The sequence below is a fragment of the Pseudoalteromonas rubra genome (assembly GCF_001482385.1).
GTDB classification, from domain to species: domain Bacteria; phylum Pseudomonadota; class Gammaproteobacteria; order Enterobacterales; family Alteromonadaceae; genus Pseudoalteromonas; species Pseudoalteromonas ardens.
On record NZ_CP013611.1, the window covers coordinates 378,668 to 397,331 of the forward strand.

Below are 18,664 nucleotides of genomic sequence, written 5' to 3' on the forward strand. Positions count from 1 at the left end.
TAATGAATACATTCATAAATGGGGCCATGCCAATACTCAGCATGCACACCGAGCGGGTCGAAAACAGGCCTGATGTGGTTCTGGTTTTGCCCTTTGGCACTGAGCTGGAGGCGGCCAACAGTTTCATCGCGAGCCTGGAGCAGACATGCAATCTGTATACGTGGCAAAGCCGTCATATTTTGGACGACAACGATGAACTGCAAGTTCAGGCACTGACAATGGCATCACATGCTGCGGATTTAGAGCAACTCATTGATGAATACGCGTTGCACGAACCTGTGATTGTGGGTTACTGCTCCGGCGCTGCCGTGGCACTTCACTTTGCAGCGCAAAGTGACAATTATCAGGCACTGTTCTTGGTTTTTGGTGAATACGCTTTGGCTGAAAGGAGCAAAGAGTACAAGGTACCAGCACATTACTTTGAAGTTGATACTTTGCTGAGAATGGCTGCCAAAAGCCGAGCGTTTAGCACTATGTTAAGCGACAAAATGTCGGATGCTGGTTTTGCCAGTCAGGTTGCCGATGAAGCGAGGTTTTTCAATCAACCTTACTTCAATGAATTGTATTTGCATCGTTATGCTTTGAATTATCTGGATTTTGTGAGTCACGATTATCTGGAAGATGCGAAGCAGCTTGAGAAACACGTTTATGTGTATTGCTCCGATGAAGATAAGCACGTCGGGACTGATACATCAGTGGTGATAAGCAATGCGCTGAGAAACAGCACGCTGGTCAGAGGGAAGTTTGGTGACCACTACGCGTTTTGTCGCCCTGAAACAGGCATTTTACAGAAATTAAAAAAGGATATTTCTCATGAAATCAGCAGCAGAGAATGTTTATACGCAGTTTGAGTTAAGCGTCGCAAAACATCCAGACCGCATTGCGCTGGACAGCGACAAACAGCAGCTTAGTTATCGCACTTTATATCACTCGGTAGAGCAGCTCGCAGCGGTATTATCGGAGCAGGGAGTTACGCAACAGGATGTTGTACTGGTAAAACTAGAACGCTCCATTGAGTTTATCACGGTTGTGTTGGCATTGCTGCGAGTCGGCGCGACATATTTGCCGGTGTCGAACAAGCTGAATGAGTCGGATCTCAGTTTTATGCTGCAAGAAACCCAGGCGCGTTTTGTGATTTGTACAGATGTTACATCACTTCCTGGAATGGGCATTGAAGTGCTTGATATTGTAGATATGCTGGCTCAGCAACCTACGCAACCTGCGCCCAGAGTTATCCGCAATCGTGAAGCCTGTGCCTACATTATGTATACATCGGGTTCAACAGGCAGGCCCAAAGGGGTGAGAGTACCTGACCGAGCCATACTGCGTCTGGTCGTAGACAGTGATTACATTCAAGTCACCCCAGAAGATGCAATTTATATGACGGCTGATATTTCATTCGATGCCGCAACCTTTGAAATATGGGGCGCTTTATTGAACGGCGCAAGACTCATTATTGATGGTGCTGAATTTAGTCCGACCAGATTTATGCGCAATGTTGCAGCTAAGGAGGCGACTATTGCTTGGCTTACATCAGGGTTATTTCACATGTTGGGGGCAAACCGTCCTGAGGTATTCCAGCCATTACGGGCCATCCTGGCCGGTGGAGATGTACTCAGCAGCGCGGTGATCCGCTCAGTGTTGGCTACTTGTCCGGGTCTGACTGTGATTAATGGCTATGGCCCAACAGAGAATACAACGTTTACATGTTGTTATGTCATGGATGACGTGACATTACCCCAAGATAACGTGCCTATCGGCTACCCAATTCGCGGCACTCACATTGCGATTCTGGATGACGACCTGGAGCATGTGACTGATGGCGAGGCTGGTATCTTGTATACCTACGGCGATGGAGTTGCACTGGGATACGTTGGTGACAGGGATAAAGACAACGCATTTTTCTATAACGAAAAAATATCCTCCGGGCTGATTTATCGCACCGGCGATAAAGTGAAGCGAGTAAACGGGAAAATTCATTTTCTGGGTAGAGAAGATAACTTGGTAAAAGTACGTGGTTACCGGGTATCTATGGAGTTTGTTACAGAAAAACTGTATCAACTTGACTATATAGAAAATGCGTTTGTGCACTTAATTAAAGATCATGCCGGTAATAATGCTTTGAGTGCAAAGGTAACGACTAAAAAGCCTGTGTCATCGAAATTAATAAAACAAGATCTGGCAACTATGATTTCACCCTATATGGTGCCGGATATCATTGAAGTAAAAGAGAAATTTAGTTTAAACAAGAATGGCAAAATTGCCAAAAATCAACTTATCGAGGTGTAATATGCAAAATAGTAATGTAGTTAAAGATATCGTGTTGGAAAAAGCACAGGCCACATTCAGTGGTATCGAAATTGATGAAAAAACTGACTTTTTCTCAGTTGGGATCAGCTCTCTGGCAGTGGTTAACTTTCAGATGGAAGTTGAGCAAGCGTTGAACTGCACGGTCGAAACATCCGAGTTAATGGCTAATTCGACTTTAGGTGACTGGGTAAACCTTTACCAGTCTGCAGCGCAAACAAACTGATTTAATTAACATCAACTAAAACCAAACTTATTTAAATAAACCAATTTAATCAAATTTTTATTAAGGAAAATACAATGAGCTTTTATCTAACTGAAGAAGAAATCCAACAAATGCGTACAAACGGTTATATCGGTCCTTTTGACCTATATGAACGTGACGAAATTCTTGAAAAGTACAAGAATATCCGTGCCAAAATGTTTGACCGTAAAAATGCCGCCTATGACCTGGAACACACCAGCGTAGTATCTGGTTATGACCGTCACCTGGATATTGACGCGCTCAGCGAGCACGTTATGAATCCGATTATAGTTAATAAGGTAAACTCAATCCTGGGCCCGGACTTAATCTGCTGGCGTTCAGAGATGTTCCCTAAATATCCAGGCGATGAAGGCACAGACTGGCACCAGGCGGATACCTTTTCTCACGCATCTGGCGCACCTCAAATCAGATGGCCAGGTGAAAGCGACTTTGGTGGTGCAATCACAGTATGGACTGCACTGACAGATGTGTCTGAAGAAGTGGGTTGTTTGTGCTTTATTCCGGGTACACATGAAGAAATGTACTACGACGAATCAAAAGACATGGAATATACACCTGATGAAGTGAACGCACTTGAAAAAGACGGTGTAAAACGCGGCTTCTTTGGCTACGACTATCGCAACCTGCAAAAGGACCCAAGCTGGAAGCCGGATGAGTCTCAGGCGGTACCAATCAAAATGAAAGCAGGTCAGTTCGTGATTTTCTGGTCGACCTTGATGCACTCATCATTACCAAATATCACAAAAGACCAAACTCGACTGGGCTTTGCTGCACGCTATGTACCTGCTGCGGTAGATATTTACCCTGACACTGATTCAGTCACAGAGTACGGCAGTGAACTGTCACTTGAAAAGTATGGTGTAGTTTCGGTATCCGGTGAACGAAATGATAGCCATAACCGAGTCCTGGATGAGAGCCTGAATGGGTTTAGCTTTAAGCGCTAAATCATTGTATCGCGTCGTGAAGCTTCTTACTTCGTAGCATTGCCCTGATGTGTTCACAGGCAAGTGAGAAGCTTAATTCGCTCGAAAAGGAGAGTTGAAATGCAAACACAAGAGAAGGTTTTAAGCATAATTGCTTCCCTGGTAAAGGATGTACCGGCACTTGCTCTGGACACGCAGATCGCTGATTTAAATATCAGTTCCATGCAGGCAGTGATGATGGTGAGTGAGATTGAATCTACATTCAACATTGCTTTACCAATGCAAGAGTTCTATGTGCGTGAATGTATACAGGATCTGGTTCAGTTTGTTGAGGAGGCTGCGTGATGTGGTTGAAACACATTAGCTCTGAGGGCACTTCGTCTGCCAGGGTGATTTGTTTTGGGCACGCTGGTGCCAGCCACGTTGATTTTGTTAAATGGCGAGATCTGCTGCCTTCAAACGTAGAGGTCATTGCCATTGCATTACCAGGACGGTGTGAGCGGGTAAAGGAAACACCAGTAAACGACATTCAGGTATTGGTACGTGAGATTGCCGCGGCACTTACAGAGTTGCCACCGATGCCAACCAGTTTTTATGGTCATAGCTTTGGTGCTGTGCTCGCTTATGAAACTGCGGCATTTTGCACTAAACATGGACTTTTACCTGAACTGCAACGGGTGATTTTGTCAGCCAGCGCTTTGGAAAAACGCCGTATTCTGCAAGGCGTCAATATTACGGATATGGATGCCGTATTGTCGGTGTTTATCGAGCGTCAGTACATCAGTGAGCAGTACGCACAAAATAAAAAGCTTATGTCTTTGGTACTTCCGTACTTGCTGGCAGATATTTGCTGCAAAGAAGAGTGGCAAATTGATAACACCATCAAGCTGGCAGTGCCGATCCATACGGTGGCATGGGACGAGGATGCCCTGGTTGACCCACCGCAAGTGCACAGTTGGGTTGTACGCAGTGAAGTGCCCCAGTTGTGTCGTCAGGTGACGTTACCAGGCGCACACCTGGCATATTTAAATTCACCAGCTGAGTTTATCGAAACGATTAATGAGTTCATTGCTGAATAGCTAAGGAACCAAGCGGATAAGGAGCGCGTCGTGCAAGATTTATGGAAAAGTGTCCGGGTCAGGGTATTTCAGGAGTCGGATATAGACCAGCATATTGCGTACTGGCACAACCCCGAGAACACCTTTCTTGAAGATTTGGGGGTTGACCGCCAGCGGTTAATACCTGCGCACAAAATGCGTGAACAACTGCAATATGTACTCAACAAGATGCCGCAGGCATGTAGCTTGTTGACAATTGAGTACCAGGGACAGGCCATCGGCGTACATGAATTAACGGATGTAGTTGAACAGGAAAGTGGGGTAATGCATGCCAGTATCTGGACTTCGGAATTTCGTGGTCTGGGCATCGGTAAAGTGTCTTACGTAAAGGCCATGCAGTGGTACTTCGAGCATTTGCCATTGCAGCGGATCCTCTTTAAAACGCCGAAAAATAACCGGGCAGCGAACAAACTAAAGCAAACGCTCAAGATTAAGCAGGTTGGTGAATGTACTTATGAACTACCCATATTCGGCCGACCGATTGAAGCCCATTTATATGAGATGACGCGCAGCGCGTTTGAACACCAGGCTGCACTTGCTGCGCCCAGGGAATGAGGAGAAATCCATGGACAAACAGGTAGATCAGGCGCTGACGCAGTTTAGTGCATTTCGGGACGCAAAGACGCTGGGCAATCTTTCAGTAGAACAAATTGATGATTGGGGATTTACCCTGGCGCCAAAAGGAGGTGAATCTAAAGACGGCGGTTTTCACAGCGATCTGACCCTGATCGCACTGAACCACGGCAATGAAGTGGGCGGACTGGCAGTGCTAAATGCCTTATGCCATGAGATTGACAATGGTCAGTTAACCCCGGATTTACGGATCACATTTTTATTGGGCAACGTTGCCGCGGCTAAAGCAGGTAAACGTTATCTGGAACAGGATATTAATCGCACTTTTAACACTCAGGCGCAAGACAGCCTTGAATCACAAAGAGCAAAACAGCTGGAGCCCATTGTCAAGAACTCCCGGTTTATCCTGGATTTTCACCAGACAATAGAGCCGACCAATACGCCGTTTTTTGTGTATCAATATAATCGACTCGCTGCATTGTTTGCGCATGCAGTAGACAACGCGCTACCGGTGATCACCCACAAACAGTCAACGGCAAGTAAGCTCGGGGGTATGCGGTGTGATGAATTTGGCACCCATTGCGGGTGTGTATCGATTGCGCTGGAACTAAGCCAGAAAGGATTCGACCAACAAGGCATTGAGCTAGGGACATTGGCTGCTAAGCGCGCTTTGGCCGCTGTTGAAAATTGGACAGAAGTTAAATCTCAGGCCCCGAAGCAAGTAAATCCAATGTGGACCTGGTCGCATATTGAGACGTATCCGCAAGAATATGTCCAGTTGCATACGGGGCTGCAGAACTTTACTGAAGTTGAAGCCGGGCAATTACTGGGTCACACGCAATTGGGTATTGCGGTACAGGCTGCTCAGTCGGGCGCTTTACTGTTTCCCAAACACATTAAAGTGGGTGAGCCAAAACCTGGCGAATTGTATCGCATCTTAAAACAAGTCAATTACTTTGCTACGTCAGGTCCGGGCAGGGCGGTGGCGTAATAAACAGAATTTTAATTACTCATAAATTTATTAAGGAAAAGTCATGAAACATAATTACGTAAGCTCAATAAAAAAATGGACCGTCGCACTGGCAACAGGTTTGCTGCTCACCAGTGGGGCCGCGATGGCAAAGAAAGGGGTGACAACGCCAGACGGGTTTGAATCTGTACTCGTTCTGATGGGAACAGGCACCATTGATAAGCATAACCCCGAGCCTCATCCGGGGGTTATTAACTGTGATGGCCTGATCTGTGATGGTGAGTTTTTCCAAAAGGAGATCATGGGCCGTACAGATGCTGAAATTGCAGAAGTCGCGCAGCAGGCAAAAACGTTTTACCTCGAACGGTTTGGACTGGCTGCCGATGATCTGGTCGCAAATAATCGCGCCACATTCAGAAGCTTTACTTTGAATCCGGATTTTGAGTATCGATTGCAAATTGCTACCGGCATGAAAGCAAAAGGAGAAGGCTGGATCATCCGCGATGGTGGTTTTAACCTTACGATCACTGACCCTCAAGGGGTGCCGATGGCTGGTGAGATGGCGGGTCGTTTAGCCAAGCCTGATGATCAGTTCCTGTTCGGCAGTTACAATATTCTGGTAACGAACAAAAAGGGAAAACCTAAAAAAGAACTGATTATTGACTATCGCTCGCGCGTTCCTGCGGTTTCAGATGCGGACGGCTTCAGGTTGCAAAGTTTCCTGTCGAGCGAAGAGTTTGGTGAAGGCTTAGTGCTGGGCACCATCTTAACCAGAGACGGCGCCGATGAAACAATCAAAGTGAATGGCCGTACTGTGATTTCTTTCCCGGCCGAAACACAACTAGATTCATTCCCGGCTTTCCCGGCCTTTGACGATAAGCCTAAAAACAAATAACACAACCCAGAAGGGGCTTAGCCCCTTCACCTTTTAATGGTGATGAGTATGGATAACAAAATAAACATAAGCGAGGCGTTAACATCGGTAACGGAACATTGGTCACAACGCGTGCTTGGTGAGGCCAATGGCCAGTTATATAAGGTTGCCAAAGGACTGGGCGCAACAAACTGGCACAAACATGACGACCAGGACGAATTGTTCATCCTGTATCAGGGCCAGTTAAACATTGAACTCAGAGACAAAACCATCGAGCTAAAACCACAAGACATGTTTATCGTACCAAAAGGTGCAGAGCATAGAGCCGTCGCGCCAGTTGAAGCAGAGTTTGTGATTGTGGGCATGAACATTACATCGACCAAAGAAGGCGGAAAACCGAATTAATAGAAGTGTGTTTGATGAGCAATAAGGGAGATTAAAGCACAGATTGCTGGTGGTGTGAGAAAGAATGGTCGGCATAGCAGGATTTGAACCTGCGACCCCTGACACCCCATGACAGTGCGCTACCAAGCTGCGCTATATGCCGACTTGAGGCTCACTATAATGATTTTTTGATGAAAGGCAATAAGCAATTGTTTAAATTGAATGTTATTTGTACTTAATTGGTTTGGCTGTGGATTTGTTGCGCAATTTATTTGCAGAGGATAGAAAAAGAGGGGAGGTAGCATTGGCTGCTACCTCAGTAATGGATTACTTGTGCCAGATACCCTTAGGCAGAGTTTTTAACACTTCAGGTTTTTGCGAAGGGTCAAAAACAGGGTTTTTGCCTTGTTTAAGCTGGGCACGATAGTCCTTAGCTAACCAGATAACAATGCCAGATAACATGAACAATGCGACTACGTTGACGATGGCCATCAGGCCCATCGAGATGTCGGCAAGTGTCCAGATCAAGCCAAGTTCACCGACCGCACCAAACATCACCATGGCCAGTACACAGGCTCTGAAGATAAACAGGCCTTTAGGGTGGTTGTGCTCAAGGAACAGTAAGTTGGTTTCTGCATAACTATAGTTAGCGACAATGGAGGTGAAGGCAAAGAACAGGATAGCGATAGCAACAAAAATCGCGCCCCAGTCACCAACATGCTCAACCAGTGCTGCCTGTGTTAACTGAATACCCGTTACACCAGATTCGGGTACTAGCTGGTTTGATAACAGAATAAGTGCCGCTGTGGCACTACAGATAATAATGGTATCAACAAATACGCCAAGCATCTGAACGTAGCCCTGTGAAGCTGGGTGGTTTGGATTAGGCGTTGCGCTTGCTGCAGCGTTTGCAGCACTACCCATACCGGCTTCGTTAGAGAACAGGCCGCGTTTAATTCCCTGGATCATGGCCTGCATCACAGCATAACCTACGGCACCGCCCGCTGCTTGTTCAAAACCAAGCGCACTGTTGATGATCAGCATAAAGACGTCAGGTAATTGGCTGGCGTTCATGACACATACAACGATGGCCAGTAATAAATAGGCGATAGCCATAAAGGGCACGGCCAGCTCGGCAAATCTTGCTATGGTCTTAAGGCCACCAAAGATAATAAAGGCCGAACCACAAACTAGTAAAAGACCCATTACGTATTTAGGTACGTCAAAGGCAACTTCAAATGCTGCGGCAATGGAATTCGCCTGTACGGCATTAAACACTAAGCCAAACGCCAGGATAAGGCATAAAGAGAAGAGTACACCCATCCAACGCTTGTTCAGGCCATACTCCATATAATAAGCAGGACCACCACGGAAGTTGCCTTCATCGTCTTTGGTCTTGTATAGCTGAGCCAGTGCACTTTCTGCAAAGCTTGTTGCCATGCCGATAAGCGCGATGAGCCACATCCAAAAAATGGCACCTGGTCCACCCAAATAGAGTGCAACCGCAACACCAGCCATATTACCGGTTCCTACTCGGGCGGCAAGGGAAGTACAAAAAGCCTGAAAAGAAGAGATACCATCTTTGGCGCCGCTTCGGCTGTTTGCCATCACTTTAATCATGTATGGGAATTGGGTGAACTGAATGAAACCCAGTCGGAGGGTAAAGAAAACACCTGCTGCAATTAATAGGTATATAAGTATATGACCCCACAGCAAGCCGCTTATTGTATTAAAAAAGTCAGCCATTGGATTACGACCCTTATTATAGATATAGCAGAACGGGTAAATAAGGTGGCGTAATTTACCACAGGACCGCGTTCAACTCTAAATATTATTGTCTTATCCACAGGTTTTTGTGGGTAACTTGTGTGGTGTTTGTGCGGTTTTTGGGGGTAAAAAATTAATTCAAAAAAGTGCCAAAAAGCGCTTGCGCTGGGTCTCGATTTCCCTATAATGCGCTTCCACCGACACGGGGCACAAGGCTGAAAAGCAACGAGCCAACGAGTTGGGAGTCAAATAAAACTTGATTCTGAAACTTTTCAAAATTAAGTGTTGACATAAAATGGGAAGTGATTAGAATGCACAACCCTCAGCGCTAACGGCGCAGCGGCATTAAGTCGCACTGTTCTTTAAAAATATGAAGCAATCATCTGTGTGGGCACTCCTACAGATTGAGTTCTAACAGCGAATTTCAGTTTACTGAATGACGCACAAAATTTAGAGTCTCAATTGAGCTGAGTGACCAACGGAATAAACATAGTTTATTCAGCACAGTCAATTCGATATCTCATCTTTTATAGGTGAGAAATCAAAATCAGAATTCAATGAGCACGAAACTTCGGTTTCAAAAAACTTTTAATTGAAGAGTTTGATCATGGCTCAGATTGAACGCTGGCGGCAGGCCTAACACATGCAAGTCGAGCGGTAACATTTCTAGCTTGCTAGAAGATGACGAGCGGCGGACGGGTGAGTAATGCTTGGGAACATGCCTTTAGGTGGGGGGCAACCATTGGAAACGATGGCTAATACCGCATAATGTCTACGGACCAAAGGGGGCTTCGGCTCTCGCCTTTAGATTGGCCCAAGTGGGATTAGCTAGTTGGTAAGGTAACGGCTTACCAAGGCGACGATCCCTAGCTGGTTTGAGAGGATGATCAGCCACACTGGAACTGAGACACGGTCCAGACTCCTACGGGAGGCAGCAGTGGGGAATATTGCACAATGGGCGCAAGCCTGATGCAGCCATGCCGCGTGTGTGAAGAAGGCCTTCGGGTTGTAAAGCACTTTCAGTCAGGAGGAAAGGTTAGTAGTTAATACCTGCTAGCTGTGACGTTACTGACAGAAGAAGCACCGGCTAACTCCGTGCCAGCAGCCGCGGTAATACGGAGGGTGCGAGCGTTAATCGGAATTACTGGGCGTAAAGCGTACGCAGGCGGTTTGTTAAGCGAGATGTGAAAGCCCCGGGCTTAACCTGGGAACTGCATTTCGAACTGGCAAACTAGAGTGTGATAGAGGGTGGTAGAATTTCAGGTGTAGCGGTGAAATGCGTAGAGATCTGAAGGAATACCGATGGCGAAGGCAGCCACCTGGGTCAACACTGACGCTCATGTACGAAAGCGTGGGGAGCAAACAGGATTAGATACCCTGGTAGTCCACGCCGTAAACGATGTCTACTAGGAGCTGGGGTCTTCGGACAACTTTTCCAAAGCTAACGCATTAAGTAGACCGCCTGGGGAGTACGGCCGCAAGGTTAAAACTCAAATGAATTGACGGGGGCCCGCACAAGCGGTGGAGCATGTGGTTTAATTCGATGCAACGCGAAGAACCTTACCTACACTTGACATACAGAGAACTTACCAGAGATGGTTTGGTGCCTTCGGGAACTCTGATACAGGTGCTGCATGGCTGTCGTCAGCTCGTGTTGTGAGATGTTGGGTTAAGTCCCGCAACGAGCGCAACCCTTATCCTTAGTTGCCAGCGATTCGGTCGGGAACTCTAAGGAGACTGCCGGTGATAAACCGGAGGAAGGTGGGGACGACGTCAAGTCATCATGGCCCTTACGTGTAGGGCTACACACGTGCTACAATGGCATATACAGAGTGCTGCGAACTAGCGATAGTAAGCGAATCACTTAAAGTATGTCGTAGTCCGGATTGGAGTCTGCAACTCGACTCCATGAAGTCGGAATCGCTAGTAATCGCGGATCAGAATGCCGCGGTGAATACGTTCCCGGGCCTTGTACACACCGCCCGTCACACCATGGGAGTGGGTTGCTCCAGAAGTGGATAGCTTAACCTTCGGGAGGGCGTTCACCACGGAGTGATTCATGACTGGGGTGAAGTCGTAACAAGGTAGCCCTAGGGGAACCTGGGGCTGGATCACCTCCTTATCGACTTAGAACTAATTTGTTCGAAGTGTCCACACAGATGATTGTTGATTAGAATTAGAGAACACAAACATTGTTTGGGTCTGTAGCTCAGCTGGTTAGAGCGCACGCCTGATAAGCGTGAGGTCGGTAGTTCAAGTCTACTCAGACCCACCACTTCTTCCCGATGCTGCGTTATTAAGCTCGTCGTTTAGAAACTACTAAACGTCCTCACTTAATGCCTTGCCTCGAAAAGAAGCTCGGTTCAGAACAATGTTATTCCTAGTAATGTGGGGCTATAGCTCAGCTGGGAGAGCGCCTGCCTTGCACGCAGGAGGTCAGCAGTTCGATCCTGCTTAGCTCCACCACTTTACTACCTACTCCTCATAGATAAACACTCTTACCAACGACTTGGTACTCTGAGAGTTTTTAACTCTGAGAAGTAATTCTCTTGCTCTTTAAAAATTTGGAAAGCTGATATTAAATTCTCGGAATGATAATGAAAATTGTTGTTCTATAGAGTTTTCGAAAGAAAAATGCCGATAAATTCGAAAGGATTTATTAGCGTCTACTTTAGTATTACTTAACTTCTGGCGAAGTTAAAACTGTCTTTAGCACTACAGCTTAAAATAGATTTTTCAATGAATTTGTTTTTCAGGCAAGGCGCTTAAATATTTTATCGCAGCGCGCAACCTTACAGGTTGTAACCAAGTAAAATATTTAAGGAACGCAGCATGAGAGAAAAAGGCGCAGAAAAACCATTTTGGGTTGTATGGTTAAGTGACTAAGCGTACACGGTGGATGCCTTGGCAGTTGGAGGCGATGAAGGACGTACTAACTTGCGATAAGCCTAGTTGAGCCAGTAAGAGGCGCTTGAGACTAGGATTTCCGAATGGGGAAACCCGGCCCTTTGGGTCATCATGCAGTGAATACATAGCTGTATGAAGCGAACGCGGAGAACTGAAACATCTAAGTACCCGTAGGAAAAGAAATCAACCGAGATTCCGAAAGTAGCGGCGAGCGAAATCGGATTAGCCCTTAAGCTTTAATGTAGTTAGTGGAACATTCTGGAAAGTATGACGATACAGGGTGACAGTCCCGTACACGACAACTTATTTAAAGTGAAATCGAGTAGGTCGGAGCACGTGAAACTTTGACTGAATATGGGGGGACCATCCTCCAAGGCTAAATACTCCCAACTGACCGATAGTGAACCAGTACCGTGAGGGAAAGGCGAAAAGAACCCCTGTGAGGGGAGTGAAATAGAACCTGAAACCGTGTACGTACAAGCAGTAGGAGCCCTTCGAGGGTGACTGCGTACCTTTTGTATAATGGGTCAGCGACTTATATTCTGTAGCAAGGTTAACCATTTAGGGGAGCCGTAGCGAAAGCGAGTCTTAACTGGGCGCTTAAGTTGCAGGGTATAGACCCGAAACCCGGTGATCTAGCCATGGGCAGGTTGAAGGTCAGGTAACACTGACTGGAGGACCGAACCCACTAACGTTGAAAAGTTAGGGGATGACCTGTGGCTGGGAGTGAAAGGCTAATCAAACCGGGAGATAGCTGGTTCTCCCCGAAATCTATTTAGGTAGAGCCTCGGACGAATACTTACGGGGGTAGAGCACTGTTAAGGCTAGGGGGTCATCCCGACTTACCAACCCTTTGCAAACTCCGAATACCGTAAAGTACTATCCGGGAGACACACGGTGGGTGCTAACGTCCATCGTGGAGAGGGAAACAACTCAGACCGTCAGCTAAGGTCCCAAAGTGTATGTTAAGTGGGAAACGATGTGGGAAGGCTAAAACAGCTAGGAGGTTGGCTTAGAAGCAGCCATCCTTTAAAGAAAGCGTAATAGCTCACTAGTCGAGTCGGCCTGCGCGGAAGATGTAACGGGGCTAAACATACCACCGAAGCTACGGCTGCGAACTTAGTTCGCGGGGTAGGGGAGCGTTCTGTAAGTGGCTGAAGGTGTGCCGGGAGGCATGCTGGACATATCAGAAGTGCGAATGCTGACATGAGTAACGATAATGCGGGTGAAAAACCCGCACGCCGGAAGACCAAGGGTTCCTATCCCATGTTAATCAGGGTAGGGTGAGTCGACCCCTAAGGCGAGGCTGAAGAGCGTAGTCGATGGGAAACGGGTTAATATTCCCGTACTTGGTATAAATGCGATGGGGGGACGGAGCAGGCTAGGCAAGCATGGCGTTGGTTGTCCATGTGAAAGGCTGTAGGCTGGTGACTTAGGAAAATCCGGGTTGCTAAGGCTGAGAGTCGAGACGAGCCACTACGGTGGTGAAGTTGTTGATGCCCTACTTCCAGGAAAAGCCTCTAAGCTTCAGTTTATATCGAATCGTACCCTAAACCGACACAGGTGGTCAGGTAGAGAATACTAAGGCGCTTGAGAGAACTCGGGTGAAGGAACTAGGCAAAATTGTACCGTAACTTCGGGAGAAGGTACGCTCTTACTTGTGAAGACTTCGCGTCGTAAGCAGGCGAGAGCCGCAGTGACCAGGTGGCTGGGACTGTTTATTAAAAACACAGCACTGTGCAAAATCGTAAGATGACGTATACGGTGTGACACCTGCCCGGTGCCGGAAGGTTAATTGATGGGGTTAGCTTAGGCGAAGCTCTTGATCGAAGCCCCGGTAAACGGCGGCCGTAACTATAACGGTCCTAAGGTAGCGAAATTCCTTGTCGGGTAAGTTCCGACCTGCACGAATGGTGTAACCATGGCCACGCTGTCTCCACCCGAGACTCAGTGAAATTGAAATCGCAGTGAAGATGCTGTGTACCCGCGGCTAGACGGAAAGACCCCGTGAACCTTTACTACAGCTTGGCACTGAACATTGACCCTACATGTGTAGGATAGGTGGGAGGCTTTGAAACGCAGTCGCTAGATTGCGTGGAGCCGTCCTTGAAATACCACCCTTGTAGTGTTGATGTTCTAACTTAGGTCCCTAATCGGGATTGAGGACAGTGCCTGGTGGGTAGTTTGACTGGGGCGGTCTCCTCCCAAAGAGTAACGGAGGAGCACGAAGGTTGGCTAAGTACGGTCGGACATCGTACGGTTAGTGTAATGGTAGAAGCCAGCTTAACTGCGAGACAGACACGTCGAGCAGGTACGAAAGTAGGTCATAGTGATCCGGTGGTTCTGAATGGAAGGGCCATCGCTCAACGGATAAAAGGTACTCCGGGGATAACAGGCTGATACCGCCCAAGAGTTCATATCGACGGCGGTGTTTGGCACCTCGATGTCGGCTCATCACATCCTGGGGCTGAAGTCGGTCCCAAGGGTATGGCTGTTCGCCATTTAAAGTGGTACGCGAGCTGGGTTTAGAACGTCGTGAGACAGTTCGGTCCCTATCTGCCGTGGGCGTTTGAGAATTGAGAGGGGCTGCTCCTAGTACGAGAGGACCGGAGTGGACGAACCGCTGGTGTTCGGGTTGTCATGCCAATGGCATTGCCCGGTAGCTACGTTCGGAATCGATAACCGCTGAAAGCATCTAAGCGGGAAGCGAGCCTCGAGATGAGTTCTCACTTTAACTATAAGTTAACTGAAGGGCCGTTGAAGACTACAACGTTGATAGGCGAGATGTGGAAGTGGTGTGAGCCATTGAGCTAACTCGTACTAATTACCCGTGAGGCTTAACCATACAACGCCAAAGTGGTTTTGTTTGTTAGAAGTTAAGAATTAAAGTAGACGATAAGAATTTAATACGCTTTTCCAGATTTTAGTGAGGTGTTGATAAACATCTTGCACAACAGTTTATGCTTGGTAACCATAGCATTTTGGAACCACCTGACCCCATGCCGAACTCAGTAGTGAAACGAAATAGCGCCGATGATAGTGTGGGGTTTCCCATGTGAAAGTAGGACATTGCCAAGCTCCTAATAAAAGAAAGCCCGATTCGAAAGAGTCGGGCTTTTTTGCGTTTGAAATTTTAAAAAGCGTCGATGAAGCTGTAGATAGAGTAGCGTTGTCTATTCATCCATGAAGTTGGTATCTAGCAACCTTTGGACACACTTCCTTGTGGAGGGCTCCCGGCGCGTAACGCGTGTTATCGGCGTCCATACCTCGCGTTCATTGCGCTGCGAAGCGGTGCTTCGGTCACAATTCACCCATGTGAAAGCAGGACATTGCCAAGCTCCTAATAAAAGGTCGATGAAAGACATTCATCCATGAATCTCATCGACATTCGTACGTCCATGTACGTCAAACCCGTTGCAGCAATGCAGCGGGTTTTTTGCTATGTGCGATTTAAAAAGTTGTAGAAAAAGCGGTGTTGTTTATTCATCCATAAAGTTGGTATCTAGCAACCTTTGGTCTTATGCCGCGCGCAAACTTAGCGCCAATAGCGCGAAAGTTGCGAAAAGTGGGTTTTTAATATACTTAAACAGCTTTTCGTATAGTTAAACAGAAATTACCCCTTATTCGGGGTTTCGAAATCAAACATCGCTCGCAGACCACTCTCAGATAAATCATATTTCACCCACGTTATTACCCAGTCACCTTTAACGACTGTCCAGACTCTTGTAACGTTATTTACTATCCATCGTACAAGGCATTGCTAAGCTGTTCATGGACGGGCCTCGCTGCTATCAGTGTACGAGCTGGCTTTTCAGCACTGCCGAGCCTTGTTACTCAACGAGCAGCATAAAGTAGCTGGTTTAAGATCTGGCCTATTAGACTAAGGTCGCAGAATATGTTGCCTGTATGATTTTTGTTCGCTCTGTTACTCTGGGAGGGCAGGTCATCAACTCTTTAAACGTCGGTGCGGCCTGCGTTTGCCGACAAATACAACATGGAAAAGGTAATGAAATATAAAAATTTATTAATGGCGCTGCCATTGCTTGGGGCAATGGAAGTCGCGCTTGCGGTGGACTGTAGCAACTTAACTGACTGGCAGGCTCAAAGTGTCTATACCAAAGGGGACTCAGTCATTTATCAGTCTGTGAGTTATACCGCAAAGTGGTGGACTCAGAATCAAAACCCCGCAAATAACTCTACTACTTATGCTGTATGGAATAAGGATGGTAATTGCGATGCGATTGATCCGGTACCGTTAGTTACGGTTACCTCACCAAGCAATAACGCGAGCATTATTATAGGGACGCCTATCGATTTGTCTGCATCAGTTTCTCATCCGCATAATGTTGCGATTGAACGGGCTGAATTCTTTATCGATGGTACGCTGATTGCGACAGATAATACCGCGCCGTATTCTGTGCCCTGGCAAGCACAAGGCCTAGGCAGTCATCAGTTACAGGTATTTGCAGTCGATGTCGAAGGCGGCAGAGGGGAGTCCAGCGCAGTCAACTTTACTGTCGCTGCGGATGATTTCCCTCCGGGTGATCCTAATTTTAAAATTGTCGGCTACTTCCCAAGCTGGCAGGGGGCTGTCAGTGATATCCAGTTTGATAAACTGACGCATATCAATTACTCATTCTTGTTACCTAACGCAGATGGCACACTTCAGCCGCTTGAAAATTTGAGTAAAATGACAGCGCTGGTAAATTCTGCGCATGCAAACAATGTTAAAGTTGGTATAGCTATAGGTGGCTGGAATGGTGGCGATGACAGCGCATTCGAAACATTTGCGGCATCAGCACAAGGTCGTGCGACCTTTGTACGCGAAGTAATGGCCTTCGTAGAGTTACACAACCTGGATGGCGTAGATATGGATTGGGAATATCCAGACCCTGGTACATCAGCAAATAACTACGCTTTGTTGATGAAGGAACTAAGTGTAGAGTTGCGTGCTCGTGGTAAGTTCCTGACCGCTGCAGTTGTTGCGTTAGGCTATACGGGCGGTGGTGTTCTGGAGTCTGTATTCCAGGATATCGATTTTCTGAACCTGATGGCTTACGATGCGAACAATGGCAATCATGCGTCTATGCAATATGCCAAAGATTCCATTGCATACTGGCAGAGTCGTGGCCTGAGCAAAGAAAAGACAGTATTAGGAGTGCCTTTTTACGCGCGCCCAACCTGGAAGGCATATCGGACTTTGGTCCAGGAAAACCCTGCTAATGCCTGTCGGGATACGGATGGCAGCAGTTACTATAATGGTATTCCAACTATCCGCGCCAAAACAGAATACGCAAAACTCAATGCTGGCGGCATCATGAACTGGGAACTGTCTCATGACAGTAAGGGCCCGGCTTCATTACTCACCGCAAAGTGGGAAGTTGCAAAGGGTTTGGCACCTAGCTACACCTGCCAGTAATACGTAAATAAACACGGAGTTCAGCAACTAACTTAGTTGCTGAGCTCACCTTGGATTAATAAAACTGTTTTAAAGTTTCCATATCTGGCAGTAAGGGTAGGCTTATCAGTTTGCTTTGCCAAAGCTGAATGACCTCGGATATGTCTTCGTAATGAGGGAGCAGTAAATAGCTTCCCAGCAGCACTACACCTAACTGAAGCAGGGAAGCCAGCGGCGCACTGGTCGCGACGGGCTTGAGCGCACTACCAAAGGAGGCCTTCAGTTCATTGTTATTGATGTCTACTGCGTAGCACTCATCGAGGATCAAGTGGGTCAGCATGCCTAATACCACCATCACTGCGCATAACAACGCAAAAGGCAGCCCTTCACCCAAATACAAAGGGATATTAACTGTGATGATGGCAAACATCAGCACAGACAACAGCGAGTGGCTTGCGCCGCGGTGAATGGTATAGCTTTCAAATATGGGCTTCAGTCCATACATGATAAGTAGATAGACGCCCAATCCGGACAACCAGATGCTGAGCAGAGAATGAAACTCGATGGCCAATGGCAGAGCAATGGCTGCACACAGCGCAAATATTGAAAACAGACTATTTAACGAGCGTGATTTGTCGGCATCGAGATCAGGCAGAAGACCTGCCAACGTACCTAATATAAATAGCAGCAGTATATTGCTCATATCGGAAAGGTTCGTTGCCAGTATAACGGATGATGCGGCGGCACTGACTACCACAGCTGCTTTGAAGTGAGTTGCAAAATTGGCCACTAAGTAAATTTCCGAATGTCTGAAGACTACACCAGCCATAAAAATGAATCTGTGGCTGCTCTATCCAGTCTGATCATAATGGCATTATTATTGTTTTACTAGCCATAAAACAGAGGCTTATTTACCACGATAGGCACACAGTGTGAGCTAGTCGATAAATAAGGTGATGTTACCCAGGGCAGGAAGAGTGTGCGCATGTCATAGTTATGGTCAGGTATTTGCCCGTGCCTGCAATACTTAGTGCTGAGTTGTTACAACAGCAAATTGTCTGCAAAGCTGGTCGTTAGGATCCACAAATACTGTTAGAAGAGTGTATAGAGCTTTAAAGAATGATAGTAATTTAGTATATGTTTTTTAAAGGCGCTCTGTTATAAAAGTATTAAATTCT

The 18,664-nt window shown here is 46.9% G+C and carries 13 protein-coding genes, 3 tRNA genes and 3 rRNA genes; 16 read left to right on the forward strand and 3 right to left on the reverse strand.

The features are described 5' to 3' along the window. The first annotated feature begins 2 nt into the window (after positions 1 to 2). The 10 genes from AT705_RS01665 (at position 3) to AT705_RS01710 (ending at position 7,435) form a co-directional block, all read left to right on the forward strand. Positions 3 to 851 (forward strand): alpha/beta hydrolase, encoded by an 849-nt coding sequence (locus tag AT705_RS01665; protein ID WP_058795211.1) that lies wholly within the window; start codon positions 3 to 5, stop codon positions 849 to 851. Beyond that, positions 814 to 2,289 (forward strand): AMP-binding protein, encoded by a 1,476-nt coding sequence (locus tag AT705_RS01670; protein ID WP_058795212.1) that lies wholly within the window; start codon positions 814 to 816, stop codon positions 2,287 to 2,289. The genes AT705_RS01665 and AT705_RS01670 overlap by 38 nt, the downstream gene beginning before the upstream one ends. A gap of 1 nt (position 2,290) precedes the next feature. Beyond that, positions 2,291 to 2,533: an acyl carrier protein gene (locus AT705_RS01675; RefSeq protein ID WP_058795213.1), complete on the forward strand. Its 243-nt coding sequence runs from the start codon at positions 2,291 to 2,293 to the stop codon at positions 2,531 to 2,533. A gap of 74 nt (positions 2,534 to 2,607) precedes the next feature. Then, positions 2,608 to 3,516, forward strand: coding sequence for a chlorinating enzyme (locus AT705_RS01680; protein ID WP_049866150.1), 909 nt, complete (start codon positions 2,608 to 2,610; stop codon positions 3,514 to 3,516). Between the two features lie 99 nt (positions 3,517 to 3,615). Beyond that, positions 3,616 to 3,840, forward strand: a complete 225-nt coding sequence (locus AT705_RS01685; RefSeq protein ID WP_058795214.1) for an acyl carrier protein — start codon at positions 3,616 to 3,618, stop codon at positions 3,838 to 3,840. Further along, entirely contained in the window at positions 3,840 to 4,574 is a 735-nt protein-coding gene (locus AT705_RS01690; protein WP_058795215.1) for a thioesterase II family protein, read from the forward strand. The genes AT705_RS01685 and AT705_RS01690 overlap by 1 nt, the downstream gene beginning before the upstream one ends. Positions 4,575 to 4,604: 30 nt before the next feature. Further along, positions 4,605 to 5,168, forward strand: a complete 564-nt coding sequence (locus AT705_RS01695; protein ID WP_058795216.1) for a GNAT family N-acetyltransferase — start codon at positions 4,605 to 4,607, stop codon at positions 5,166 to 5,168. Positions 5,169 to 5,178: 10 nt separating this feature from the next. Then, complete coding sequence (locus tag AT705_RS01700) at positions 5,179 to 6,177, forward strand: succinylglutamate desuccinylase/aspartoacylase domain-containing protein (RefSeq protein ID WP_058795217.1); 999 nt, start codon at positions 5,179 to 5,181, stop codon at positions 6,175 to 6,177. Positions 6,178 to 6,220: 43 nt separating this feature from the next. Then, entirely contained in the window at positions 6,221 to 7,051 is an 831-nt protein-coding gene (locus AT705_RS01705) for a hypothetical protein (RefSeq protein WP_058795218.1), read from the forward strand. Positions 7,052 to 7,099: 48 nt separating this feature from the next. Continuing rightward, positions 7,100 to 7,435, forward strand: coding sequence for a cupin domain-containing protein (locus AT705_RS01710; protein WP_058795219.1), 336 nt, complete (start codon positions 7,100 to 7,102; stop codon positions 7,433 to 7,435). 65 nt (positions 7,436 to 7,500) lie between these two features. Here AT705_RS01710 and AT705_RS01715 read toward each other — a convergent pair. Next, positions 7,501 to 7,577: transfer RNA gene (locus tag AT705_RS01715), tRNA-Pro, on the reverse strand. 164 nt (positions 7,578 to 7,741) lie between these two features. Then, positions 7,742 to 9,160, reverse strand: a complete 1,419-nt coding sequence (locus AT705_RS01720; RefSeq protein ID WP_058795220.1) for an alanine/glycine:cation symporter family protein — start codon at positions 9,158 to 9,160, stop codon at positions 7,742 to 7,744. Between the two features lie 610 nt (positions 9,161 to 9,770). Here AT705_RS01720 and AT705_RS01725 point away from each other — a divergent pair. The 6 genes from AT705_RS01725 (at position 9,771) to AT705_RS01750 (ending at position 17,507) form a co-directional block, all read left to right on the forward strand. Further along, positions 9,771 to 11,303 (forward strand): 16S ribosomal RNA (locus AT705_RS01725). Positions 11,304 to 11,379: 76 nt separating this feature from the next. Continuing rightward, positions 11,380 to 11,456: transfer RNA gene (locus AT705_RS01730), tRNA-Ile, on the forward strand. Between the two features lie 115 nt (positions 11,457 to 11,571). Then, positions 11,572 to 11,647, forward strand: a tRNA-Ala gene (locus AT705_RS01735). Positions 11,648 to 12,053: 406 nt separating this feature from the next. Continuing rightward, positions 12,054 to 14,933, forward strand: a 23S ribosomal RNA gene (locus tag AT705_RS01740). 118 nt (positions 14,934 to 15,051) lie between these two features. Then, a 5S ribosomal RNA gene (gene rrf, locus AT705_RS01745) occupies positions 15,052 to 15,166 on the forward strand. Together the 16S, 23S and 5S rRNA genes with 2 tRNA genes alongside form the textbook arrangement of a ribosomal RNA operon. Before the next feature lie 928 nt (positions 15,167 to 16,094). Then, positions 16,095 to 17,507: a glycosyl hydrolase family 18 protein gene (locus AT705_RS01750; RefSeq protein ID WP_058795221.1), complete on the forward strand. Its 1,413-nt coding sequence runs from the start codon at positions 16,095 to 16,097 to the stop codon at positions 17,505 to 17,507. Positions 17,508 to 17,562: 55 nt separating this feature from the next. Here the strand turns inward: AT705_RS01750 and AT705_RS01755 are convergent, their stop codons facing one another. Further along, on the reverse strand, positions 17,563 to 18,315 hold the full coding sequence (locus AT705_RS01755) for a metal-dependent hydrolase (protein WP_058795222.1): 753 nt from the start codon (positions 18,313 to 18,315) through the stop codon (positions 17,563 to 17,565). Between the last annotated feature and the right edge of the window lie 349 nt (positions 18,316 to 18,664).

What these genes read in the sequence shown, in the direction of transcription:
- AT705_RS01755 (WP_058795222.1), bottom strand. Translation starts at nt 18,315, where the DNA reads ATGGCTGGTGTAGTCTTCAGACATTCGGAAATTTACTTAGTGGCCAAT.
- AT705_RS01700 (WP_058795217.1), top strand. Translation starts at nt 5,179, where the DNA reads ATGGACAAACAGGTAGATCAGGCGCTGACGCAGTTTAGTGCATTTCGG.
- AT705_RS01705 (WP_058795218.1), top strand. Translation starts at nt 6,221, where the DNA reads ATGAAACATAATTACGTAAGCTCAATAAAAAAATGGACCGTCGCACTG.
- AT705_RS01720 (WP_058795220.1), bottom strand. Translation starts at nt 9,160, where the DNA reads ATGGCTGACTTTTTTAATACAATAAGCGGCTTGCTGTGGGGTCATATA.
- AT705_RS01665 (WP_058795211.1), top strand. Translation starts at nt 3, where the DNA reads ATGAATACATTCATAAATGGGGCCATGCCAATACTCAGCATGCACACC.
- AT705_RS01680 (WP_049866150.1), top strand. Translation starts at nt 2,608, where the DNA reads ATGAGCTTTTATCTAACTGAAGAAGAAATCCAACAAATGCGTACAAAC.
- AT705_RS01675 (WP_058795213.1), top strand. Translation starts at nt 2,291, where the DNA reads ATGCAAAATAGTAATGTAGTTAAAGATATCGTGTTGGAAAAAGCACAG.
- AT705_RS01710 (WP_058795219.1), top strand. Translation starts at nt 7,100, where the DNA reads ATGGATAACAAAATAAACATAAGCGAGGCGTTAACATCGGTAACGGAA.
- AT705_RS01685 (WP_058795214.1), top strand. Translation starts at nt 3,616, where the DNA reads ATGCAAACACAAGAGAAGGTTTTAAGCATAATTGCTTCCCTGGTAAAG.
- AT705_RS01690 (WP_058795215.1), top strand. Translation starts at nt 3,840, where the DNA reads ATGTGGTTGAAACACATTAGCTCTGAGGGCACTTCGTCTGCCAGGGTG.
- AT705_RS01750 (WP_058795221.1), top strand. Translation starts at nt 16,095, where the DNA reads ATGAAATATAAAAATTTATTAATGGCGCTGCCATTGCTTGGGGCAATG.
- AT705_RS01670 (WP_058795212.1), top strand. Translation starts at nt 814, where the DNA reads ATGAAATCAGCAGCAGAGAATGTTTATACGCAGTTTGAGTTAAGCGTC.